The organism is Achromobacter sp. ACM03, assembly GCF_014851665.1.
Classification (GTDB): domain Bacteria; phylum Pseudomonadota; class Gammaproteobacteria; order Burkholderiales; family Burkholderiaceae_B; genus Achromobacter; species Achromobacter aegrifaciens.
In genome coordinates this window covers 1-24390 of sequence record NZ_JACVAD010000011.1, presented here as the reverse complement: position 1 = coordinate 24390, position 24390 = coordinate 1, and the positions used below count along the sequence as shown (strand labels likewise).

The window sequence follows — 24390 nt, the reverse complement described above, 5'->3', positions numbered from 1 at the left end:
ACAGGACGGCCATGGCCCACACCCTAGCCCAACTCAATGCGGCAGCGCCCGCGGACGCCGCCGCCATGCTCGACGGCCTGTACGGCCGCGCGCCCTGGATCGCCGAACGCGCGCTTGGCCACCGGCCGTTCCGCTCGCTGGCCGACCTGGCGCAGCGCCTGCGCCGCGCCGTGAACGACGCGGATGCCGATGCCCGGACGGCGCTACTGCGCGCCCATCCCGAGCTGGCAGCAGGGACGCCCCAGGACGCGGATTCGGCGCGCGAACAGGACCTGGCCGGATTGGCCGCGTGCACGCCCGCCGAATCTGCCCGCCTGCAAGCGTTGAACGCCGACTACCGCGCCAGGTTCGGCTTTCCCTTCGTGCTGGCCGTGCGCGGCCCGCGCGGCGCCGGCATGACGCGCCAGCAGGTGATCGACGAGTTCACCCGCCGCCTGGACAACCCGCCGGACCTGGAGTTCGATGAGGCCCAGCAGCAGTTGCACCGCATCGCCGAGATCCGCCTGCGCGATGGCTTCGGCGCCGAACCCGCCATCGGCAACGACATCTGGGACTGGGGCGAGCAACTGGCCGTCCACAGCGATCCCGGCTACGCCGAAAAAGGGCAGCTCACCGTCACCTACCTGACCGAAGCCCACCGCGCCTGCGCCGGACTGTTGTCGCAATGGATGCGCGACTGCGGCTTCGACGAGGTCGGCATCGACGCGGTCGGCAACGTGGTTGGCCGCTACCTGGCCGCCAGCCCCGACGCCCCCACGCTCATGACGGGCAGCCATTACGACACCGTGCGCAACGCCGGCAAATACGACGGCCGGCTGGGCATCTTCGTGCCGATGGCCTGCGTGCGCGAACTGCGCCGCCAGGGCAAGCGCCTGCCCTACCACCTGGAAGTCATTGGCTTCGCGGAAGAGGAAGGCCAGCGCTACCGCGCCACCTTCCTGGGCTCGGGCGCGCTGATCGGCGACTTCAAGCCGCAATGGCTGGACCAGCAGGACGTCGACGGCGTCAGCATGCGCGACGCCATGGCGCAAGCCGGCCTGCGCAGTGAAGACATTCCCACGCTCAAGCGCGACCCTGCCCGCTATCTGGGCTTCGTCGAAGTCCACATCGAACAAGGGCCGGTGCTCTACGAAATGGGGCTGCCGCTGGCCGTGGTCACGTCCATCAACGGCTGCGTGCGCTACCAGGTGCGGATCCACGGCCTGGCCTGCCACGCCGGCACCACGCCCATGAACCGCCGCCGTGACGCCGCCACCGCCACGGCCGAACTGGCCTTGTACGTGGAGCAGCGCGCCGCCCGCGACGGCGACTCGGTCGGCACCATAGGCATGCTGGAAGTCCCGGGCGGCTCGATCAACGTGGTGCCGGGAGAATGCCGCTTCAGCCTGGACCTGCGCGCGCCCAGCGACGCGCAGCGCGATGCGCTGGCGCATGACGTGCTGGCCGAACTCGAAGCCATCTGCCAGCGCCGCGGCCTGCGCTACACGCTGGAAGAAACCATGCGCGCCGCCGCCGCGCCCAGCGATCGCGCCTGGCAGCAGCGCTGGGAACGCGCCGTCGACGCGCTGGGACTGCCCGTCCACCGCATGCCCAGCGGCGCCGGCCACGACGCCATGAAGCTGCACGAGGTCATGCCCCAGGCCATGCTGTTCGTGCGCGGCCAGAATTCCGGCATCAGCCACAACCCGCGCGAATCCACCTCCAGCGACGACATCCAGCTTGCCGTGCTGGCGTTCCTGAACCTGCTCGACGACCTTGCCCACGACACCCAATAGCCGACCATGACCGACTACGCCCGACTCGACGCCTGGATTGACGCCCACTTTGACGAGGAAGTCCGCTTCCTGCAGGAGCTGGTGCGCGTGCCGACCGACACGCCGCCCGGTAACAACGCACCGCATGCCGAGCGCACGGCCGAGCTGCTGCAAGGCTTCGGCCTGCAGGCGGAAGCCCATCCCGTGCCCGCCGAGGCCGTGCGGGACTATGGCCTGCAATCGATCACCAACCTGATCGTGCGCCGCGAATACGGCGCGGGCGGCCCGCGCGTGGCGCTCAATGCCCACGGCGACGTGGTGGCGCCGGGCGAAGGCTGGGAACATGACCCCTACGGCGGCGAGATCGACGACGGCAGCCTGTACGGCCGCGCCGCCGCGGTCAGCAAGAGCGACTTCGCCAGCTACACGTTCGCCCTGCGCGCGCTGGAAGCCGTCGCCCGCCCCAGCCGCGGCGCCGTCGAACTGCACTTCACCTACGACGAGGAATTCGGCGGCCTGCTCGGCCCCGGCTGGCTGCTGTCCCAAGGACTGACCAAGCCCGATCTGCTGGTCGCCGCGGGTTTCAGCTACGAGGTCGTAACCGCCCACAACGGCTGCCTGCAAATGGAAGTGACGGTCCACGGCAAGATGGCGCATGCCGCCATCCCCAGCAGCGGCGTGGACGCGCTGCAAGGCGCGGTTGCCATCCTGAACGCGCTGTACGCGCAGAACGCACGGTACCGGGAAATCCGCTCCAAGGTGCCGGGCATCAGCCACCCCTACCTGAACGTGGGCCGCATCGAAGGCGGCACCAACACCAATGTGGTGCCAGGCAAGGTGGCGTTCAAGCTGGACCGGCGCATGATCCCCGAAGAAAGCGCGGCCGAGGTCGAGGCCGACATCCGCCGCATCATCCGGGAAACCGCTGCTGCCGTGCCCGGCATCAGCGTGGACATCAAGCGCCTGTTGCTGGCCAATTCCATGCGCCCGCTGCCCGGCAGCCAGCCGCTGGTGCAGGCCATTCAGAAGCATGGAGAGGAATTGTTCGGCGAACCCATCGCCGCCATGGGCACGCCGCTCTACACCGACGTGCGCCTGTACGCCGAAGCGGGCATTCCGGGCGTGATCTACGGCGCCGGACCGCGCACCGTGCTGGAATCGCACGCCAAGCGCAACGATGAGCGGGTAGTGCTGGAAGACCTGCGGCGCGCCACCAAGGTCATCGCCCGCACGCTGGCCGACCTGCTGGACGCCGCCTGAGGCGGCCGCCCGGCAGGACCGGCCGGGCGCTTCACGCCAGTTTCATCACCCGGCGCCAGAACAGGATCGCCACCGCCACGAAGACGGCCAACCCCAGGAACGAGGCCGTGTGCTCGAAGCCCGCGCCGGCGATCGCCAGCGGCGCTTCGGTGCCGGCCGCGCCGATGATGCCGGCCATCAGCACGCCGACCAGGCTTTCGCCCACGATCAGGCCCGAGGCGATCAGCACGCCGCGGCGATTGGCTGCGTCGGCGAACTGCTCGTAGGGCTTGCCGGCGGCGGCCGCGCGGCGGCGCAGGGCGCGTTCCAGCAGCCATGCCAGGACCGCGCCGACCACGATGGGCGCGGCGACGGTGGGCGGCAGATAGATGCCGATACCCACGGCCAGCACCGGAATCCGGGCCACGCGGCAGGTGCGCTTCATGATCTCGTCCACCACGATCAGGCCCACGCCGACCGCCATGCCGATCAGGATCATGGTCCAGTTGAGCTGGTGCGTGAAGATGCCGCGCGCGATCGCCAGCATCAGCGTCGCCTGCGGCGCGGACAGGGCCTGCGCCGGGTCCATGCCCTCGCGCGGCATGGCGTCGGCAAAACCGTAGGCGTTGTAGAGCAGTTCCAGCACCGGCGAAATCACTGCCGCGCCGGCGACGCAGCCGATCAGCAGGGCCACCTGCTGACGCCAGGGCGTCGCGCCCACCAGCCAGCCGGTCTTCAGGTCCTGCAGGTTGTCGTTGGAAATGGAGGCCACCGCCACCACCGCCGAGGTGCTGAAGATCGACAGCGCAATCGCCATCTGCACGCCGTTCTGCGCGCCCAGCAATTCGCCGCCCAGCGCCAGCATCAGCAGCGACACCAGCACGATGGCAACGATGCCCACGCCCGAGATCGGGCTGGTCGACGACCCCACCAGGCCGGCCATGTAGCCGCAGGCGGCGGCCACCAGGAAGCCGAAGACGAAGGCAAACAGCACGGCGTAGGCCACCAGCTTCCAGATGCCGGCAGGCGACAGCGGCGCGCCGGACAGGAACACCTGGAAGGTCACCACCAGGACCGCCACCAGCACCAGCGTCACGGCCGAGATCCACCCGGCCGACAGGTCGCGCTCGGTGCGCGGCGCGCGTCCGGCGCGGGCCGCGCCCGCCTTGGTCAGCGCCGCGAACGAAGCCTTGACGCCGCGCGCCATCGGCATGAACAGCGTGGCCAGCGTCCAGATGGCGCCCACGCCGATCACGCCGGCGCCGATGAAGCGCACCTGCGAAGCCCACAGGCCGGTGGCGTACTTCGCCAGCGACGTGCCCGCCGGGATGTCGCCCATGGCGGTGAGGATGGGCACGGCGATGCCCCAGGAAATGATCAACCCGGTCAGCATGGCCAGGCCCGCGACGATGCCGATCAGGTAGCCCGCGCCCAGCAGCGCCAGCGAAAAGCCCATGGGCAGCCGGAACACCGCGCCGCCCAGCGCGAACCAGCCGCTGACGCTGTCTCCCAGCACGCGCAGTCCGCTGGCCGCGAAGCTGACCGCGGCGGCGACCACGCCGCCGGCCACGATGTCGCCCATGCCGGTCTCGACCTTGGCTGGCGCGCGTCCGGTGTCCGCGGCCTCGTCCTGGGCGCGCTCGGCGCTGCCCACCCGCAGGATTTCAGCGGCAGCCACGCCTTCCGGATACGGCAGGTCGCTCTGCACCACCATCACGTGGCGCAGCGGAATGGTGAACATCACGCCCAGCATGCCGCCGGCGGCGCAGATGCCCAGCGTCTGCCAGAACGGGAAGCCCTGCCAGTGCCCCATCATGACCAGGGCCGGCAGGATGAAGATGATGGACGACAGCGTCCCGGCCGCGGAGGCCTGGGTCTGCACCATGTTGTTTTCGAGGATGTTCGCGTCCTTGAACAGGCGCAGGACGGACATCGAGATCACCGCCGCCGGAATGGCGGATGAGAACGTCAGGCCCACCTTCAGTCCGAGAAAGACGTTGGAAGCCGTGAAGATGACGGTGATGATTGCGCCCAGGAGGATGCCGCGGAACGTAAGTTCGGGCAACGTGACCTCTGCCGGGACGCTGATGGGTTGGGTCATTGCAGTTATTCCTATCTTGCCAGGCGCGAATTCTAGCGCCTTCGCGTCCACCTGGCGGTCACCCCTCTGATACGACCACCAAGCATATCCTCGGCAGAAGCTGCCGCAAGCGGTAAAACTTGCAAAAGATTATGCTGAATTTTCCGAAGTTTCCCCAGAATTTTGATCACCCATGCCAGGGGCTAGGGTCTAGCATGGACGTCAAACCAGGAGACGACAAGACCATGCGCGACGCCAGTTCCGCCCGCCCCGGGCAAGACATCCAGCACGACGCCGACCCCGCCGAAACCGCCGAATGGCGTGAGGCGCTGGAATCGCTGGTACAGGCGGAAGGTTCTGAGCGCGCGGGCTACGTGCTGGACAATCTGCTGGGTCATGCGGCGTCGCTGGGCCTGCGCGCCAACAGCCAGACCCGCACCGCCTACCTCAACACCATCCCCGCCGATCAGGAGCCGCCCTTCCCCGGCAACCTCGCCGTGGAGGAACGGATCGCCCGCATCAACCGCTGGAATGCGCTGGCCATGGTGGTGCGCGCCAACCAGGCGCATGGAGAGCTGGGCGGCCACATCGCCAGCTACGCCTCGGCCGCCGACCTGTTCGAGGTCGGCTTCAACCATTTCTTCCGCGCGCAGAGCCCGGACGGCCCCGGCGACCTGGTCTACATGCAGCCGCACTCGGCGCCCGGCGTGTATGCCCGCGCCTATCTGGAAGGCTTTCTGGGCGAAGAGGACCTGGCGCATTTCCGCCAGGAGATCACGGCTGGCGCGCGCGGCCTGCGCGGACTGTCGTCGTATCCGCACCCGTGGCTGATGCCGGATTTCTGGCAATTCCCCACGGGCTCGATGGGCATCGGCCCCATCAACGCCATCTACCAGGCGCGCTTCATGCGCTACCTGGAGCACCGTTCGCTGATGCCCGGCGGCGACCGCAAGGTCTGGGGCATCTTCGGCGATGGCGAAATGGACGAACCTGAATCCATCGCCGCGCTGACGCTGGCCGCGCGCGAAAAGCTCGACAACCTGGTGTTCGTGGTCAATTGCAACCTGCAGCGCCTGGACGGCCCGGTGCGCGGCAACGGCCGCATCATCGACGAACTGGAAACGCTGTACGCGGGCGCCGGCTGGAACGTCATCAAGCTGGTCTGGGGCAGCGACTGGGACGCGCTCCTGCGGCGCGACGCCAACGGCGCCCTGGCGCGCGCCTTCGCCAATACCGTGGACGGACAGTTCCAGACCTTCGCGGCCAACGACGGCGCCTTCAACCGCGCCCACTTCTTCAACCAGAATCCCGAACTGGCCGCCCTGGTGGCCGACTGGAGCGACGAAGCCATCGACCGCCTCCACCGCGGCGGCCATGACATGGTGAAGATCCACGCGGCCTACCACCGCGCCGTGCGCCATCGCGGCCAGCCCACGGTGATCCTGGCGCAGACCAAGAAGGGTTTCGGCATGGGCTCGGCCGGCCAGGGCAAGATGACCACGCACCAGCAGAAGAAGCTGGATGACGAGGCGCTGCTGGCCTTCCGCGACCGCTTCGCGCTGCCGATCTCGGACGCCGATTGCCTGGCGCTGAAGTTCTACCGCCCGGCCGAGGACAGCGCCGAACTGCGCCACCTGCAGGCGCGCCGCGCCGCGCTGGGCGGCCACATTCCCCGCCGCAATACCGAGGCGCCGCGCCTGGCGCCGCCGGACGCGGAGCACTGGGCGCGCTTCGCGCTGGCCGCCGACGGCAAGGAAATGTCGTCCACCATGGCCATCGTGCGCATGCTCACCGCCCTGCTCAAGGACGCCAACGTGGGGCCGCGCATCGTGCCCATCGTGGCGGACGAGGCGCGCACCTTCGGCATGGCCAACCTGTTCCGACAGATCGGCATCTATTCCGCGCAAGGCCAGCTCTACGAACCCGAAGACATCGGCTCGGTGCTGTATTACCGCGAGGCGCGCGACGGCCAGATCCTGGAAGAAGGCATTACCGAGGCCGGCGCGATTTCCTCGTGGACGGCCGCGGGCACCAGCTATTCGGTCAACGGCCTGCCGATGCTGCCCTTCTATATCTATTACTCGATGTTCGGCTTCCAGCGCATCGGCGACCTGATCTGGGCTGCCGCCGATCAGCGCACGCGCGGCTTCCTTGTCGGCGCCACCTCCGGCCGCACCACACTCGGCGGCGAGGGGCTGCAGCACCAGGACGGCTCCAGCCACATCATGGCCGCCGCCGTGCCGAACTGCCGCGCCTATGACCCGGCCTATGCCTACGAGGTCGCCATCATCGTCGAGCACGGCATGCGCCGCATGCTGGACGAACAGCGCGACGAGTTCTACTACCTGACCGTCACCAACGAGAACCTGGCACAGCCGGACATGCCGGCAGGCAACGACGTGCGCGAGGGCATCCTGCGCGGCATGTACCGCCTGCGGCCCGCGCGCGGGCAGGCCCAGGTGCGCCTGCTGGGCGCGGGCCCGATGCTGCGCGAGGCCGAACTCGCGGCGGAGCGCCTGCAGGCCGATTACGGCGTGGACGCCGAAGTCTGGAGCGTCACCAGCTTTTCCGAACTGGCCCGCGACGGCCGCGAAGCCGAACGCGCCCGCGTGCTCGGCCTTGCATCCGGCGCCGACTGGGTCCGCAGCTGCCTGGGCGCCAGCAACGCCCCGGTAGTCGCCGCCAGCGACTACGTGCGCGCCGTGCCGGAACAGATCCGCGCCTGGGTGCCCGCGCCCTACCGCACGCTGGGCACCGACGGCTTCGGCCGCAGCGATACCCGCGCCCAGCTGCGCGACTTCTTCGAGGTCAGCGCGGATTGGATCGTGCTGTACGCGCTGGACAGCCTGGACCGCCAGGAAGATGCCCAGGCGTTGCGCGCGCGCCTGAATGCCGGCGCGCGGCAAACGCCGCCTTGGGATAGATAGGATTGCAATCCGCAATGCAGCGAGGTTTTGCGCAAAATCGTCCATTCGCTGCAGCGCAACAACCAAGCACCCGCGCTTTCTGTTGAAATACGGGTGTTCCCAAGCATTTCCCAGAAAATACGGCGGGCCGCGAGCCCGCTTTTTGCAATCCCATTTCCTTTCCATTTAGCGCCCGCAAGGCCTGTATCCCATGGACGAAACCCTCACCAAAATGGCGTTGGACTACCACGCCTACCCCACCCCCGGCAAAATCTCGGTCACTCCGACCAAGACGCTGGCCAACCAGGACGACCTGTCCCTGGCCTACTCCCCCGGCGTGGCAGCCGCCTGCATGGCCATCTTCGACCAGGGCGATGACGCCGCCTCGAAGTACACCTCGCGCGGCAACCTGGTGGGCGTGATCACCAACGGCACCGCCGTGCTGGGCCTGGGCAACATCGGCCCGCTGGCCGCCAAGCCCGTGATGGAAGGCAAGGGCTGCCTGTTCAAGAAGTTCGCCGGCATCGACGTGTTCGACATCGAACTGGCCGAGAACGACCCCGACAAGCTGGTCGACATCATCGCCGCGCTGGAACCCACGCTGGGCGGCGTCAACCTCGAGGACATCAAGGCGCCCGAGTGCTTCTACATCGAGAAGAAGCTGCGCGAGCGCATGAAGATCCCCGTCTTCCACGACGACCAGCACGGCACCGCCATCATTTCGTCGGCCGCCATCCTGAACGGCCTGAAGGTCGTGAACAAGGACATCGGCAAGGTCAAGCTGGCCTGCTCCGGCGCCGGCGCCGCCGCCATCGCCTGCCTGGACCTGCTGGTCCACCTGGGCGTCAAGCGCGAGAACATCTACGTGGTGGATTCGCGCGGCGTGATCTGGGACGGCCGCGATGAAAACATGGAAGCCAACAAGAAGCGCTACGCGCAGAAGACCGACGCACGCACGCTGGCCGACGTGGTCAACGGCGCCGACGTGTTCCTGGGCTGCTCGACCGCCGGCGTGCTGACCGCCGACATGGTCAAGACCATGGCCGCCAGCCCGCTGATCCTGGCGCTGGCCAATCCGGAACCGGAAATCCGTCCTGAAGTGGCCAAGGCCGCCCGCCCGGACTGCATCATCGCCACCGGCCGTTCGGACTACCCGAACCAGGTCAACAACGTGCTGTGCTTCCCCTTCATCTTCCGCGGCGCCATGGACGCCGGCGCGTCGCGCATCACGGAAGAGATGAAGCTGGCTTGCGTGAAGGCCATCGCCGAACTGGCGCAAGCCGAGCAGAACGACGAAGTGGCCCGCGCCTACGCCGGCCAGGAACTGTCGTTCGGCCCGGACTACATCATCCCCAAGCCCTTCGACCCGCGCCTGATCGTCCAGATCGCCCCCGCCGTGGCCCAGGCCGCCGCCGACTCCGGCGTGGCCGCCCGCCCCATCGAGGACATCGAAGCCTACCGCCAGAAGCTGATGGGCTTCGTGTACCACTCGGGCCAGCTGATGCGTCCGCTGTTCGCCCAGGCCAAGAAGGCGCCCAAGCGCGTCATCTACGCCGACGGCGAAGACGAGCGCGTGCTGCGCGCGGTGCAGACCGTGGCCGATGAGAAGCTGGCGTTCCCGATCCTGATCGGCCGCCCGGCCGTCATCGAAATGCGCATCAAGAAGTTCGGCCTGCGCCTGGCGGCCGGCCAGGACTTCGAGATCGTGGATCCGGAAGACGACAGCCGCTTCAACGAAACCTGGAACGCGTACTACCAGCTGAAGGGCCGCGAAGGCGTGACGCCGGCCATCGCCAAGGCGATGATCCGCAAGCACAACACGCTGATCGGCGCGATGCTGCTGCGTCGCGGCGACGCGGATGCCCTGCTGTGCGGCGTGGCCAGCAAGTACGACAACCAGCTCAAGTACATCGACGAAATCATCGGCAAGAAGGAAGGCCAGACCTACGCCGCCCTGAACGTGCTGATGCTGCCCGACCAGACGCTGTTCGTCACCGACACCCACGTCAACGAGAACCCGACGGCCGAGGAAGTCGCCAGCATCACCATCCAGGCCGCGGACGAAATGCTGCGCTTTGGCGTGGTGCCGAAGATCGCCCTGCTGTCGCACTCCAACTTCGGCAGCCGCGTGACGGAATCCTCGCGCAAGATGGCCGCCGCGCGCCAGATGGTGCAGGACCGCGCTCCCGACCTGGAAGTCGACGGCGAAATGCACGCCGACGCCGCCCTGTCGGAAAAGATCCGCGTCCTGGCCTACCCGGACAGCACGCTCAAGGGCCGCGCCAACCTGCTCGTCATGCCCACGCTGGACACCGGCAACATCACGTACAACATGCTGAAGATGACTGGCAGCAATGGCGTCGCGATGGGCCCGATCCTGCTGGGCGCGGCGCGCCCCGTGCACATCCTGACCACCAGCGCCACCGTGCGCCGCATCGTCAACATGACGGCGCTGGCCGTGGTGGACGCGCAGCAGGAAGCCGCCGAGGCCGCCAAGAAGCGCCGTTGATGATAGTCAGCCGCTGAGCAATGGGCGCCCCTCGGGGCGCCCATTTTCATTGCGCGGGCTCATGCCGCCGCGATAGCCCGCCGGCACGGGCTGATGGTAAAAACCAAGTTCAACCTTGTTTTCTGGAGTCAACATGCTGGCCGACGCCTTGTATGCCTGGTTTCACTACCTGGCCATCTTCCTGCTGGTGGTGGTCCTGACCGCCGAAGCCGTGCTGCTGCGGCCCGATCTCACTGCCGCCGGCCTCAAGCGCCTGGTCATCTATGACCGCCTCTATGCGCTGAGCGCCGTGGTGGTGCTCATCACTGGTGTGCTGCGCCTGACGCTGGGCATCAAGGGCGCCGCGTTCTACATGAGCAATCCCTGGTTCCATGCCAAGATCACGCTCTTCGTCATCATCGGGCTCTGTTCGATCGCACCGACGATGACCTTCCTGCGCTGGGCCAAGCAGTCGCGGCAGCAGCCGGGCTTCTTGCCTGCGGCCGCCGACATCAAGCGGGCGCGGCGCTGGGTCATGATCGAATCGCACCTGTTCATCTTCCTGCCGCTGTTCGCCGTGCTGATGGCGCGCGGCATCGGCGCGTAACACCCGCCCGCGAGGGCCGTGCGCTCAAGGGCAGGATGCGCGACGGGGGGCCTCGGGTTCCTCGTCGCCCACGACGAAGGTGGCGAAGTGGAAGACGCCCACCGTGTCGTTCCGGACCACGTCCACGACCTCGCCAGCCAAGGTCTGCATCACCGACATGCCTTCCGGCACGTCCGCCTGGCCGTCGCGTGTGGCGGCCTGGCCATTCCAGGGGCTCAGCACCAGCACGCCCGGGAACGGCTCGCGCGCATCGCCGCGGCCGCGGCGCATCGACTTGACCTGGGTGCCGGCGGCATAGCTCACGCCGCCGAATCGCGTCGGGCAGGCCAGTTCCGCATCGCTGACCCGCAGCAGGCGCCGCGCCTCGTCCAGGTACAGCCGGGGCTCGCTCAAGGGCAGCCCGAATATCCGGACCGCCATCGGATCCTTGACCTCGATCCGCCAGCGGTCCGGATCGCTCGAGCCATCGGTGTAGACCGTGCCGCCGGAGCCGTAGACGACGGAACCCGGCGCAAGGTCCAGGGTTTCGGCGCGGTTGCCCGGCCCCAGCACGCACTTGTCCAGCGCCCTCATCGCGCCATCGCGCGCCACCTCGAATTCGATATCCTGCGTGGCGTCGCACTGCCAGCCCAGCACGGTCTGGCTGCCCGCGCCACGCAGGATGACGTTGCGCGGATAGCGGCCCCGCAAGGCGTAGGTTTCGTCGTCATAGTCCGAATTGAGATAGCGCCGCGCGCTCGACGCCTGCACGCCATACATGGCCACGGGCTGCGGAAATTCCGCTTCGAGATAGGTCTCCAGCTGCCCTTCGTCCTGCAGCTTCAGTCGAGTGCCCGCGGGCATGGCGACGCCGCCGACGGTCGTGACTTCCTGCAGCGTGACATTGCGGGCTGCCTCGGCACGGGCGCCCTCTCGTTCGATTTGCCAGATCACCGTCTGCACCCAGGCATAGAAGGCGAACGGCACGGCCAGCACGACGAACACCAGGGAAGAAGTCTTCCAGTACTTGCGCACCGTACGGCGCGCGCCGCCGCTGGCGACCAGGACCACGGCCCAGGCCAGCAGCGCCAGACCGGCAAGAAAACCCAGGGAAACAAAAATGTAGAAGCCAGCAGAAGGCAGCGCTATCGGAATCATGGCAAGGATGGTACACGCCAAACCATCGCGCCGCGGCCACACGGCGTACAGGCAACAAAAAACCGCCCGAAGGCGGTTTCTTGTTCAAGCCAGACTGCGTATCAACGCTTGTCCATCGGGGGCACGTCGCGCGTGACCGAACCGGTGAACAGCTGGCGCGGACGGCCGATCTTGTAATCGGGATCCGACAGCATTTCGTTCCACTGGGCGATCCAGCCCACCGTGCGGGCCAGCGCGAAGATGGCCGTGAACAGCGAAGTCGGGATGCCGATGGCGCGCTGGACGATACCCGAGTAGAAGTCCACGTTCGGGTACAGCTTGCGCTGGACGAAGTACGGATCCGACAGGGCGATGCGTTCCAGTTCCATGGCCAGCTTGAACAGCGGGTCGTTTTCCAGGCCCAGGGCCGAGAGCACTTCCTTGCAGGTTTCCTGCATCAGCTTGGCGCGCGGGTCGTAGTTCTTGTAGACGCGGTGGCCAAAGCCCATCAGGCGCACGCCCGAGTTCTTGTCCTTGACCTTCTCCATGAACTCGCCGACCTTGGCGATGCCGCCGTTGGCTTGCAGCTCTTCCAGCATCTGCAGGCAAGCTTCGTTGGCGCCGCCGTGAGCCGGGCCCCACAGGCAAGCCACGCCGGCCGAGATGGCGGCGAACGGGTTGGTGCCCGACGAACCGCACAGGCGGACGGTCGAGGTCGAAGCGTTCTGCTCGTGGTCGGCGTGCAGGATGAAGATGCGGTCCAGCGCGCGCTCGACGACTTCGTTCACCTTGTAGTCTTCGCACGGCGTGGCGAACATCATGCGCAAGAAGTTGCCCGTGTAGGACAGGTCGTTCTGCGGGTAGATGAAGGGCTGGCCTTGCGAATACTTATAGGCCATCGCGACCAGCGTCGGCATCTTGGCGATCAGGCGGATGGCCGAGATGTGACGATGCTGCGGGTTCGTGATGTCGGTGGAGTCGTGGTAGAACGCGGACAGCGCGCCGACCAGGCCGGTCAGCACGGCCATCGGGTGCGCGTCGCGACGGAAGCCGCGCAGGAAGAAGTGCAGCTGCTCGTTGACCATCGTGTGATGGGTCACTTGCGAATCGAAATCGGCCTTCTGGTCCTTGTTGGGCAGTTCGCCGTTCAGGATCAGGTAGCAGATGTCCATGAAGTCGCAATTGACGGCCAATTGCTCGATGGGGTAGCCGCGGTACAGCAGTTCGCCCTTGTCGCCGTCGATGTACGTGATGCCCGATTCGCAGGCAGCGGTGGACATGAAGCCGGGGTCAAACGTGAACATGCCCGTCTGGCCGTACAGCTTGCGGATGTCGATCACATCCGGACCAACCGTACCCTTGTAAACAGGGAACTCAATGGGGGCGCTGCCATCCGAGAAGGATAGAGTGGCTTTTTTGTCAGACAGGTTCATGTTCATTCCTCTCAATTAATCAGAGCGCGCGCATCTGGCCAATGATGCTCCGAAGCCTGGGCGTGTCCAGCGCGCCCTCAAGCTCTTTGCGGGCCAGCAGCAGGTCGAGAAGGTCGTTGTCTCCCATCTCGAAAAGCTGCGTCAATGCGGCTACGTCATCATCGGTAAGCTCAGCCTCGTGGGCATCCAGATACCGGGTGATGATCAAGTCGTTTTCGAGCAAGCCGCGGCGCGCCCGCCAACGCAAGCGCGCCCGCTCCAATTCAGTTAGCTTGCTCATCCTTCTTTACACCTTTAAAAGCCCCCACGCCGCACCCGCTACGCGGGCTTGCTGCCCCCCTTGGGGGCGTTTTTGCCTTGGGACGGCCCGGCGGCAAAAAATGCCGCCGGAGGCAAAATGCGCTTAATAAAAACTAGACCGTACGGCGAACCATCAGTTCCTTGATCTTGCCGATCGCCTTGGTCGGGTTCAGTCCCTTGGGACAGACGTCGACGCAATTCATGATGGTGTGGCAACGGAACAGGCGGTACGGATCGTCCAGGTTGTCGAGGCGGCTGCCCGTGGCTTCGTCGCGGCTGTCGGCGATGAAGCGGTAGGCTTGCAGCAGGCCGGCCGGGCCGACGAACTTGTCCGGGTTCCACCAGAACGACGGGCAGGAAGTGGAACAGCACGCGCACAGAATGCACTCGTACAGGCCATCCAGCTCTTCGCGGGCCTCGGGCGACTGCAGACGTTCCTTTTCGGGCGGCGGCGTGTCGTTGATGAGGTACGGGCGGATCGAGTGGTACTGGTTGAAGAAGTGCGTCATGTCCACGATCAGGTCGCGGATGACGGGCAGGCCCGGCAGCGGACGCAGAACGATGGGTTCCTTCAGTTCGCGCAGGTTGGTCGTGCACGCCAGACCGTTCTTGCCGTTGATGTTCATGGCGTCCGAACCGCACACGCCTTCACGGCACGAGCGGCGCAGGGCCAGGCTGTCATCGACGTCGTTCTTGATGCGCACCAGCGCATCGAGCAGCATCTTGTCGGTCGGCTGGAGTTCGACTTCCAGCTTCTGCATGTACGGGCGCTCGTCCTTGTCCGGATCGTAGCGGTAGATTTCGAACTTGACGATTCTCTTGGTGCTCATAGTGGGCTCAATCCGGACTTAGAAGGTACGCGCCTTGGGCGGGAAGGACTCGACCGTCAGCGGCTTCATCTGCACGGGCTTGTAATCCAGGCGGCTGCCTTCGGAGTACCACAGCGTGTGCTTCAGCCAGTTCTCGTCGTCGCGCGTCGGGTGGTCGTCCAGCGCGTGCGCGCCGCGGCTTTCGGTGCGGTTGGCGGCCGACTTGATCGTGGCGCGGGCCACTTCGGTCATGTTCGCCAATTCCAGCGCCTCGACGCGCGCGGTGTTGAACACCTTGGACTTGTCCTTGAAGTAGATGTTGTCGGCTTGCTTGGCCAGATCTTCGATCTGCGTCACGCCTTCGTTCAGCAGTTCCAGCGTGCGGAACACGCCGCAGTGGCGCTGCATCGAGAAGCGGATGGCGTTGCCGATGTCCTGGGTCTTCTCGCCCGAGGTGCGCGATTCCAGCTTGTTGATGCGGTCCAGCGAGAATTCGACGGCTTGCTGCGGCACGGGCTGGTGCGCGTGCTGGCGTTCCGGATGCGAATTGACGATGTGGTTGCCGGTGGCGCGACCGAACACGATCAGGTCCAGCAGCGAGTTGGTGCCCAGGCGGTTGGCGCCGTGCACCGACACCGCGGCGCATTCGCCGATGGCGTACAGGCCGTTGACGATCTTGTTCTCGCCGTTTTCGCGCGTCAGCACCTGGCCGTGGTAGTTGGCCGGAATGCCGCCCATCTGGTAGTGGATGGTCGGAACGACGGGGATCGGTTCCTTGATCGGGTCCACGTTGCCGAACTTGATCGCGATTTCGCGGATCGAGGGCAGACGCTTGTTGATCACGTCGGCGCCCAGGTGATCCAGCTTGAGGACCACGTAGCTGCCGTCCGGACCGCAGCCGCGGCCTTCCTTGATTTCCTGGTCCATCGAGCGGGACACGAAGTCGCGCGGGGCCAGATCCTTCAGCGTGGGCGCATAGCGCTCCATGAAGCGTTCGCCATCCTTGTTCAGCAGGATGCCGCCTTCGCCGCGCACGCCTTCGGTGATCAGCACGCCGGCGCCGGCCACGCCGGTCGGGTGGAATTGCCAGAATTCCATGTCCTGCAGCGGAATGCCCGCGCGGGCGGCCATGCCCAGGCCATCACCGGTGTTGATGAAGGCGTTGGTGGAAGCGGCCCAGATGCGGCCGGCGCCGCCGGTGGCCAGCACCGTGGTCTTGGCTTCCAGGATGTAGATTTCGCCCGTTTCCATTTCCAGGGCGGTCACGCCCACGACGTCGCCCGCTTCGTTGCGCAGCAGGTCCAGCGCCATCCATTCGACGAAGAACTGGGTGCGCGCGGCGACGTTGCGCTGGTAGAGGGTGTGCAGCAGCGCGTGGCCGGTGCGGTCGGCAGCGGCACAGGCGCGCTGGACCGGCTTTTCACCGAAGTTGGCGGTGTGGCCGCCGAACGGACGCTGGTAGATGGTGCCGTCGGGGTTGCGGTCGAACGGCATGCCGAAGTGCTCGAGCTCGTACACGGCGTTCGGCGCTTCACGGCACATGAATTCGATGGCGTCCTGGTCGCCCAGCCAGTCCGAACCCTTGACGGTGTCGTACATGTGCCAGTACCAGTTGTCTTCGCTCATGTTGCCCAGCGAGGCGCTCACGCCGCCCTGTGCGGCAACCGTGTGCGAACGCGTGGGGAACACCTTGGACAGCACTGCAACGGACAGGCCCGCTTGGGACAGTTGCAGCGAACAACGCATGCCGGCTCCACCGGCGCCAACGACCACCACATCAAACTGGCGGCGCGGCAGGGATTTCATGACAGAGACCACGGCTTAAATGCTCCAGAGGATTTGCGCGAAGTAAACGACCGAACCGACCAGCCAGAGGATCGTCAGCACTTGCAGCAGCAGGCGCACGCCCACCGACTTGACGTAGTCCATCCAGATGTCGCGCACACCAATCCAGGCATGCCAGGCCAGCGCAATGAATGCAAGGGTGGCCAGGATCTGGCCAACCGGAAGAACGCCCACGTAGAAGTTGAACAGCGCGGTCCAGTGCTCGTACGTGAAGGCCGGCATCATCAGGATGCCGATGAGCAGCACCAGCGTATACACGGCCATGATGACGGCGGTGATGCGCTGGATGATGAAATCCATGACGCCGTAATGGGCGCCCACGACCAGACGCTTGGGTCCGTAGTTTTTGACGTCGGCCATTACAGCACTCCGAACAGTTTGAGAGCGAACACCAGGGTCAGCGCCAGGCTCACCCCGAAAACCACGCCGGCGCTCTTCTTGGCCGACAGCTTGTCGATACCGATGTGCAGGTCCAGCAGCAGGTAGCGGATGCCGGCACAGAAGTGGTGCAGATAGCCCCAGATCAGGACCAGGAAGACAAGCTTGACGATCGGGTTGCCGGCGTACGCGGCCACGGCTGCGAACGTCTGCGGTGCGGCCACGCTGGCCGCGAACAGCGGCAGAATGACCAAGGGAAGACAGAGGAACAGCAGCGCACCGCTGACGCGGTGCAGGATGGACAGCTTGCCGGCCAGGGGCAGGCGGTAGCTGGCGAGTTGCGCAATACCAATATTGCGAAACTGCGGACGTGGCTTGGCAGCGGTGTCGGACATGACGGCCTCGGTGTTTCGGAACTAGGGAATCGTTACGGCGGAAATGCCGTAGCCCTTGCGGGCAAACACGGTATTTTCGCCCAGAGATAGGGTCGGTATCAAATCGTAGGTAAAAAACTCATCAATTCAGACTATTGCGGTAGTGGTATCGATCGGTCAAGTACAACCCCCGGCGGATTTCCATGGGGCGGTCACCATACGTATAAGACACCCTATCAACCTGCAACAACGGCGTCCCGGCGGGAACATTAAGCAGCGGACAGACCTCGGCCGGCGCGATCACCGCGCGCAGCTTTTCGTCCGCGCGCACCATGCTCACGCCGAATTCGGATTCGAACAGACCGTAGAGCGGCGCCTTGTTGGCGGTCAACAGCTCCAGGGTCAGTCCACGGAAGATGGAACCAGGCAGCCAGATGTCGTCCACGACGGTGGGCGTCTGCCCCATGGACAGCAGGCGGCGGATCATGACGACGGTTTCGCCGGCACGCAGGTCCAGGGCGCGCGCGATCTCGGCGGGCGCCCGCAGGCGCCGGCATTCCAGGATGCGGCTTTCGGCCCGGCCGGCCTCGCCTTCGTCATCGGCGGCCAGGCGCAGGAAGCGGTAGCGCACGCGCGCTTCGTGGTGGGTGGCGACGAAAGTGCCCTTGCCCTGGCGGCGCAGCAGCATGTGCTCGGCAGCCAGCTCATCGACCGCCTTGCGCACCGTGCCCTGGCTTACCTGGAAACGGGCAGCCAGATCGATTTCGCTGGGGATGAGTTCGCCGGGCTTCCATTCGCCGCGTTCCAGGCTCTGGACAAGCAGATCCTTGATTTGCCGGTAGAGCGGACTGAAAGCGGCCCCCTCGCCCGCCGTGCGGGCGGCGCGAATGCGTAAGGAGGTTTCGGGCCGGGGCTCTGCCATGGATCTTTTTGATTGAGTCATGTTTATCCGGGGAAATGGGAGGGCGGCGCAAGGCAGCGAACCCATCCGCAATGCGCTGCTGCCGCCAGTGTTCTGGCTTGATACAGGCGCGCAACCGAAACCGGGTTGCGGCGCATTCGAATAAACGCTCTATTGTGGCATATCGGCCGGGCGGCTGTCCAACGTCTTATGTCTTATATAAGATAGAAGAGCAATTGACGGACACGTAAATTCGATCTAGGATTCAACGCTGTCCGGGCCCCGCGCCTGCCGCTGCGCACGCCGTTGCACACGCGTTGATTTTCACGCCCAACGATTACACTGCTTGGTGAGATTTTTTCTCGCCAAACCATTACGGAGAACGTCCATGTCCAAGCCTGCCTTGCGTGTCGCCGTCACCGGCGCCGCCGGCCAAATCGGTTACGCACTGCTATTCCGCATCGCCTCCGGCGAAATGCTGGGTAAAGATCAACCCGTCATCCTGCAACTGCTGGAAATCCCCGACGAGAAAGCGCAAAAGGCCCTGAAGGGCGTCATCATGGAACTGGATGACTGCGCCTTCCCGCTGCTGCAAGAAGTCACCGCCCACAGCGACCCGCGCACCGCCTTCAAGGACGCCGACGTGGCCCTGCTGGTTGGCGCCCGCCCGCGCGGCCCCGGCATGGAACGCAAGGACCTGCTGTCGGTCAATGCCCAGATCTTCACGGCTCAGGGCAAGGCCCTGAACGACGTCGCCAGCCGCAACGTCAAGGTCCTGGTCGTCGGCAACCCGGCCAACACCAACGCCTACATCGCCATGAAGTCGGCGCCGGACCTGCCCGCCAAGAACTTCACCGCCATGCTGCGCCTGGACCACAACCGCGCCTTGTCGCAACTGGCTGCCAAGTCCGGCAAGGCCGTCGCCGACATCGAAAAGCTGGTCGTGTGGGGCAACCACTCGCCCACGATGTACCCCGACTACCGCTTCGCCACCGTCGGCGGCGAATCGCTGTCCAAGCTGATCAACGACGACGCCTGGAACCGCGACACGTTCATCCCCACCGTGGGCAAGCGCGGCGCCGCCATCATCGAAGCCCGCGGCCTGTCCTCGGCCGCTTCGGCTGCCAACGCCGCCATCGACCACGTCCGTGACTGGGTCCTGGGCAGCAACGGCAAGTGGGTCACGATGGGCATCCCGTCGGACGGCTCCTACGGCATCCCCGAAGGCATCATCTACGGCGTGCCGGTCACGACCGAAAACGGCGAATACAAGCGCATCGAAGGCCTGGAAATCGACGCCTTCTCGCGCGAGCGCCTGGACTTCACGCTGAAAGAGCTCCTCGAAGAGCGCGACGGCGTCAAGGACCTGCTGAAGTAAGCAGCGCATGAGTAAAGAATTGGGCCCGTTTGCGCGGGCCCAATTCCTAGGCAAGACCGAAACATAAACCTGTCCCTTTGCCCCTGCGCAAAGGAATGTCGCGAAGGGGACAGATTTATTTTCCGGGCCCGCGGTAAGGTCAGGAACCAGGACGGGACGCATCCCGGCCTGGCCTGCAACGCGCCAGTCCGCAGTCCAGTCGTTTCATCCGGGGCCCACGAAAACACCCGGTCCAAATTACGGAGACCACCCATGTCCAGACCCGAATCCGCCGGCGCCCTCTTTCGCCGCGCGCTTGCCGAAGAAAGCCCCCTGCAGATCATCGGCGCCATCAACGCCAATCACGCGCTGTTGGCCAAGCGCGCCGGCTACCGCGCCATCTACCTGTCCGGCGGCGGCGTCGCGGCTGGTTCGCTGGGCCTGCCCGACCTGGGCATCAACACCATGGACGACGTCCTGACGGACGTGCGCCGCATCACCGACGTCTGCGACGTGCCCCTGGTGGTCGACATCGATACCGGCTTCGGCCCGTCGGCGTTCAACATCGCCCGCAGCGTCAAGAGCCTGATCAAGTTCGGCGCCGCCGCCTGCCACATCGAAGACCAGGTCGGCGCCAAGCGCTGCGGCCATCGCCCCGGCAAGGAAATCGTCTCGACCGAAGAAATGGCCGACCGCGTCAAGGCCGCGGCCGACGCCCGCACCGATACGGACTTCTACCTGATCGCCCGCACCGACGCGATTGCCTCCCATGGCGTGGACGCCGCCATCGAGCGCGCGCTGGCCTGCGTGGAAGCGGGCGCCGACGCGATCTTCGCCGAAGCCGCCTACGACCTGCCTACCTACGACCGCTTCGTCAAGGCGGTCAAGGTGCCGGTGCTGGCCAACATCACCGAATTCGGCAAGACGCCGCTGTTCTCGGTGGAAGAACTGAAGAGCGTGGGCGTGGGCATGGTGCTCTACCCGCTGTCGGCCTTCCGCGCCATGAACAAGGCAGCCGAAGCGGTCTACACCGCCATCCGCCGCGATGGCCACCAGAAGAACGTGGTGGACCTGATGCAGACGCGCGAGGAACTGTACGACCGCATCGGTTACCACGAATTCGAATCGAAGCTGGACGCGCTGTTCCAGAAGGGCAAGGCCTAAGCCAGCCCACGGTTTCCGGCGTCGCGGCAGCCGCCCGGCGCCTTGCATGCCCACCCCCAATAGCAACGACCATCGCGAAAGGAAGGAGTAGAGACATGAGCACGGCTCCCAAGAAGCAAGTGGCCAAGACGGACGCCCAGCCGGAAGAAAAAGCCGGCTTCAAGCCCAAGAAGTCGGTTGCGCTGTCCGGCGTCGTCGCCGGCAACACCGCACTGTGCACGGTCGGCCGCAGCGGCAACGACCTGCACTACCGCGGCTACGACATCCTGGACATCGCCGACGCCAGCGAGTTCGAGGAAATCGCCCACTTGCTCGTCCACGGCAAGCTGCCGAACAAGGCCGAACTGAAGGCCTACAAGGAAAAGCTGCGCAGCCTGCGCGGCCTGCCCGCCCAGCTGCAAGCCGCGCTGGAAGCCTTGCCCGCCGCCAGCCACCCGATGGACGTGATGCGCACCGCCGTGTCCGTGCTGGGCTGCGTGCTGCCTGAAAAAGACGACCACAACACCCCGGGCGCGCGCGACATCGCCGACCGCCTGATGGCCAACCTGGGCTCGGCGCTGCTGTACTGGTACCACTACAGCCACAACGGCCGCATCATCGACGTGCAGACGGACGACGACAGCATCGGCGGCCACTTCCTGCACCTGCTGCACGGGGAAAAGCCCAGCGACGAGTGGGTCAAGGCCATGCACATCTCGCTGAACCTGTACGCCGAACACGAGTTCAACGCGTCCACGTTCACGGCCCGCGTCATCGCCGGCACCGGCTCGGACATGTTCTCCGCCATCTCGGGCGCCATCGGCGCGCTGCGCGGCCCCAAGCACGGCGGCGCCAACGAAGTGGCCTTCGACGTGCAGAAGCGCTATGAAACCCCGGACGAGGCCGAGGCCGACATCCGCCGCCGCGTCGAAGCCAAGGAAGTTATCATCGGCTTTGGCCACCCCGTCTATACCGTGTCCGACCCACGCAACAAGGTCATCAAGGAAGTGGCCAAGAAGCTGTCCAAGAAGGCCGGCAGCACCAAGATGTTCGACATCGCCGAACGCTTGGAAACGGTCATGTGGGACATCAAGAAGATGTTCCCCAACCTGGACTGGTTCTCGGCCGTCAGCTATCACATGATGGGAGTCCCCACCGCCATGTTCACGCCGCTGTTCGTCATCGCGCGCACGGCGGGCTGGTCGGCCCACATCATCGAGCAGCGCATCGACAACAAGATCATCCGCCCCACCGCCAATTACGTGGGCCCGGAAGACCAGAAGTTCGTGCCGCTGGAAAAGCGCAAGTAAGCCACGACACCAGGGCGCGGACGAGGGCACGGCATGGCCACCTGTATTCATTCCATGGAGAGGTACCGCTATGTCTGCCCCGATCTCCAACGTCCGTCCCGATCCCGACCTGGTTCTGGTCGATATCGCCGACTACGTCCTGAAGTATGAAATCCAGAGCGGCCTGGCGTACGAAACGGCGCGCAACTGCCTGATCGACACGCTGGGCTGCGGCCTGGAAGCGCTGGAGTATCCAGCGTGCAGGAAACTGCTGGGGCCCATCGTCCCCGGCACGACCGTGCCCCACGGCGCCAAGGTGCCGGGCACGCAATTCCAGCTCGATCCCGTGCAGGCCGCCTTCAACATCGGCACGATGATCCGCTGGCTGGACTTCAACGACACCTGGCTGGCCGCCGAATGGGGCCACCCGTCCGACAACCTGGGCGGCATCCTGGCCACCGCCGACTGGCTGTCCCGCACGGCGGTCGCGGCCGGCAAACCGCCCCTGCTGATGCGCGACGTGCTGACCGGCATGATCAAGGCGCACGAGATCCAGGGCTGCATCGCACTGGAAAACTCCTTCAACAAGGTCGGCCTGGACCACGTCGTGCTGGTGAAAGTTGCCTCCACCGCCGTGGTGGCGCAGATGCTGGGCCTGAGCCGCGATGAAGTGATCAATGCGGTGTCGCTGGCCTGGGTCGATGGCCAGAGCCTGCGCACCTATCGCCACGCGCCCAATACCGGCAGCCGCAAGAGCTGGGCCGCGGGCGACGCCACCAGCCGCGCCGTGCGCCTGGCGCTGATCGCCCGGACCGGCGAAATGGGCTATCCGTCCGTGCTGACGGCCAAGACCTGGGGCTTTTACGACGTGCTGTTCAAAGGCCAGCCGTTCCGGTTCCAGCGCCCCTACGGCAGCTACGTGATGGAAAACGTGCTGTTCAAGATTTCGTTTCCAGCCGAATTCCATGCGCAGACCGCCGTCGAGTGCGCAATGGAACTCCACGCCCGGCTGCAGGCCGCCGGCAAGAACGCCGACGACATCGCGAAAATCACAATCCGCACGCACGAAGCCTGCATCCGCATCATCGACAAGAAGGGACCGCTGGCCAACCCGGCCGACCGGGACCACTGCATCCAGTACATGGTGGCGGTACCGACGCTGTTCGGCCGCCTGACCGCGGCCGACTACGAGGACACGGTGGCGCGGGATCCGCGCATCGACGCGCTGCGCGACAAGATTGTGTGCGTGGAAGACCCGGCCTATACCCGCGACTATCACGACCCCGACAAGCGTTCGATCGCCAATGCGCTGACGGTGGAATTCAAGGACGGCACGCGGCTGGACGAGATCGTCTGCGAGTACCCCATCGGCCACAAGCGCCGCCGCGCCGAAGGCATACCGCTGCTGGAAACCAAGTTCCGCACCAATCTGGCGCGCATGTTTCCAGCCCGCCAGCAAGACCGCATCCTGCAGGCCTCGCTGGACCAGAAGCGGCTGGAAGCCATGCCGGTCCACGAGTACGTCGACCTGTACGTGATCTGAGCCGCCTCCTCGCAAAGCCCTGCCCGCGGGGCTTTGCCTCTTGGCCTGAACGCGTAGTGGCGCAGCTTACAATGCGGCTTTCCTCGACTGGATCGCGCCATGGCCATGCTTTGGGTCAAGACCTTTCATATTGTCTTTATCGCTTCCTGGTTCGCCGGCCTGTTCTACCTGCCGCGCATATTCGTGAATCTGGCGCAGCAATCGGACCCCGCGGTCCAGACCACCCTGCTGGGCATGGCGCGCCGCCTGTACCGTTTCACCACCATCCTGGCCGTGGTCGCGGTGGTATTCGGCATGTGGCTCTATCTGGGTTATCGCATCGGCGTGGGCCCCGGCAACGGCTGGATGCACGCCAAGCTCTTTTTCGTCCTGCTCGTCATCGGCTACCATCACGCCTGTGGCCTGATGCTGCGCAAATTCGAACAGGGCAAAAACACCCGTTCGCACAAGTTCTATCGCTGGTTCAACGAAGTTCCCGTCTTGCTGCTCTTGGTGGTGGTGGCGCTGGTCGTCGTCAAACCCTTCTGATACCCCTACCTCTGCACATTCGCCAGGATTCGTATGTCCTCTGATGAACAGGACCGCCCGCGCAAGACGCTGACGATCAAGAAAACGGCGCGCGACGCCTATGCCGAAGACGCCCCCAAGCGCACCCGCAGCGGCGCCCGCGCCCGTCTGGTCGCGCAACAGGAGCGCACCAAGGAAAGCATCGAACGCCAGAAAGATCCCGCCGCCTATCAGCGGCGCAAGGACGAGGAAGCCCGTGGCCCGCGCGGCGCCGGCCGCGGCCAGTCCGCGCGCGGCGCGTCGGACCGGGCGGCGCCGGGA

At 65.6% G+C, this 24390-nt stretch carries 20 protein-coding genes and 1 pseudogene; 11 read left to right on the top strand and 10 right to left on the bottom strand.

The window, feature by feature from the left end:
- Positions 1-11: 11 nt before the first annotated feature.
- The gene (gene uraD / locus IB257_RS29680; protein ID WP_054450756.1) at positions 12-1775 is read left to right on the top strand and encodes a 2-oxo-4-hydroxy-4-carboxy-5-ureidoimidazoline decarboxylase; all 1764 of its coding nucleotides are present in this window, start codon (positions 12-14) and stop codon (positions 1773-1775) included.
- A 6-nt stretch (positions 1776-1781) separates the two neighbouring features.
- Complete coding sequence (locus IB257_RS29675; RefSeq protein ID WP_192493213.1) at positions 1782-3014, top strand: M20/M25/M40 family metallo-hydrolase; 1233 nt, start codon at positions 1782-1784, stop codon at positions 3012-3014.
- A 31-nt stretch (positions 3015-3045) separates the two neighbouring features.
- On the opposite strand, the gene IB257_RS29670 is transcribed toward IB257_RS29675, so the two are convergent.
- A complete protein-coding gene (locus IB257_RS29670) occupies positions 3046-5094 on the bottom strand; it encodes an OPT family oligopeptide transporter (protein ID WP_175181943.1) in 2049 nt (682 codons plus the stop codon).
- Positions 5095-5318: 224 nt separating this feature from the next.
- Between IB257_RS29670 and mdeB the strand changes: the two genes are divergently transcribed.
- A complete protein-coding gene (gene mdeB / locus IB257_RS29665) occupies positions 5319-8000 on the top strand; it encodes an alpha-ketoglutarate dehydrogenase (protein ID WP_192493296.1) in 2682 nt (893 codons plus the stop codon).
- Positions 8001-8190: 190 nt separating this feature from the next.
- Positions 8191-10488: an NADP-dependent malic enzyme gene (locus IB257_RS29660; RefSeq protein WP_054450748.1), complete on the top strand. Its 2298-nt coding sequence runs from the start codon at positions 8191-8193 to the stop codon at positions 10486-10488.
- 6 nt (positions 10489-10494) lie between these two features.
- On the opposite strand, the gene IB257_RS31760 is transcribed toward IB257_RS29660, so the two are convergent.
- Positions 10495-10623 carry a hypothetical protein gene (locus IB257_RS31760; RefSeq protein WP_255423521.1) on the bottom strand — a complete coding sequence of 43 codons (129 nt, stop codon included), beginning with the start codon at positions 10621-10623 and terminating at the stop codon, positions 10495-10497.
- Here IB257_RS31760 and IB257_RS29655 point away from each other — a divergent pair.
- Complete coding sequence (locus tag IB257_RS29655) at positions 10622-11074, top strand: DUF2214 family protein (protein ID WP_054450746.1); 453 nt, start codon at positions 10622-10624, stop codon at positions 11072-11074. The genes IB257_RS31760 and IB257_RS29655 overlap by 2 nt on opposite strands.
- A gap of 24 nt (positions 11075-11098) precedes the next feature.
- On the opposite strand, the gene IB257_RS29650 is transcribed toward IB257_RS29655, so the two are convergent.
- The 8 genes from IB257_RS29650 to IB257_RS29615 all read right to left on the bottom strand — a co-directional run bounded on the left by IB257_RS29650 (position 11099) and on the right by IB257_RS29615 (position 18251).
- A complete protein-coding gene (locus IB257_RS29650) occupies positions 11099-12211 on the bottom strand; it encodes a hypothetical protein (RefSeq protein ID WP_192493212.1) in 1113 nt (370 codons plus the stop codon).
- 101 nt (positions 12212-12312) lie between these two features.
- A complete protein-coding gene (locus tag IB257_RS29645) occupies positions 12313-13623 on the bottom strand; it encodes a citrate synthase (RefSeq protein WP_013392312.1) in 1311 nt (436 codons plus the stop codon).
- A gap of 19 nt (positions 13624-13642) precedes the next feature.
- Positions 13643-13903, bottom strand: coding sequence for a succinate dehydrogenase assembly factor 2 (locus IB257_RS29640; RefSeq protein WP_013392311.1), 261 nt, complete (start codon positions 13901-13903; stop codon positions 13643-13645).
- Between the two features lie 133 nt (positions 13904-14036).
- Positions 14037-14753: a succinate dehydrogenase iron-sulfur subunit gene (locus IB257_RS29635; protein ID WP_054450743.1), complete on the bottom strand. Its 717-nt coding sequence runs from the start codon at positions 14751-14753 to the stop codon at positions 14037-14039.
- An 18-nt stretch (positions 14754-14771) separates the two neighbouring features.
- Positions 14772-16538, bottom strand: a complete 1767-nt coding sequence (gene sdhA / locus IB257_RS29630; protein WP_225589297.1) for a succinate dehydrogenase flavoprotein subunit — start codon at positions 16536-16538, stop codon at positions 14772-14774.
- Positions 16539-16553: 15 nt separating this feature from the next.
- The gene (gene sdhD, locus IB257_RS29625; protein ID WP_013392308.1) at positions 16554-16937 is read right to left on the bottom strand and encodes a succinate dehydrogenase, hydrophobic membrane anchor protein; all 384 of its coding nucleotides are present in this window, start codon (positions 16935-16937) and stop codon (positions 16554-16556) included.
- Entirely contained in the window at positions 16937-17350 is a 414-nt protein-coding gene (gene sdhC / locus IB257_RS29620; RefSeq protein ID WP_013392307.1) for a succinate dehydrogenase, cytochrome b556 subunit, read from the bottom strand. Before sdhC ends, sdhD begins: the two co-directional genes overlap by 1 nt.
- Positions 17351-17471: 121 nt before the next feature.
- Positions 17472-18251, bottom strand: coding sequence for a GntR family transcriptional regulator (locus IB257_RS29615; RefSeq protein ID WP_042792450.1), 780 nt, complete (start codon positions 18249-18251; stop codon positions 17472-17474).
- Between the two features lie 367 nt (positions 18252-18618).
- On the opposite strand from IB257_RS29615, the gene IB257_RS29610 reads away from it, so the two are divergent.
- The 6 genes and pseudogenes from IB257_RS29610 to IB257_RS29585 all read left to right on the top strand — a co-directional run.
- Positions 18619-19608, top strand: a complete 990-nt coding sequence (locus tag IB257_RS29610; protein ID WP_013392305.1) for a malate dehydrogenase — start codon at positions 18619-18621, stop codon at positions 19606-19608.
- A gap of 252 nt (positions 19609-19860) precedes the next feature.
- Positions 19861-20751 (top strand): methylisocitrate lyase, encoded by an 891-nt coding sequence (prpB, locus tag IB257_RS29605; protein WP_054450739.1) that lies wholly within the window; start codon positions 19861-19863, stop codon positions 20749-20751.
- A 95-nt stretch (positions 20752-20846) separates the two neighbouring features.
- A complete protein-coding gene (gene prpC, locus IB257_RS29600; RefSeq protein WP_042792448.1) occupies positions 20847-22040 on the top strand; it encodes a 2-methylcitrate synthase in 1194 nt (397 codons plus the stop codon).
- 70 nt (positions 22041-22110) lie between these two features.
- Positions 22111-23562: a bifunctional 2-methylcitrate dehydratase/aconitate hydratase gene (locus IB257_RS29595; RefSeq protein ID WP_192493211.1), complete on the top strand. Its 1452-nt coding sequence runs from the start codon at positions 22111-22113 to the stop codon at positions 23560-23562.
- Between the two features lie 99 nt (positions 23563-23661).
- Positions 23662-24090, top strand: coding sequence for a CopD family protein (locus IB257_RS29590; RefSeq protein ID WP_175163653.1), 429 nt, complete (start codon positions 23662-23664; stop codon positions 24088-24090).
- 33 nt (positions 24091-24123) lie between these two features.
- Positions 24124-24390: pseudogene (locus IB257_RS29585) on the top strand (DNA methyltransferase); the annotation flags it as partial.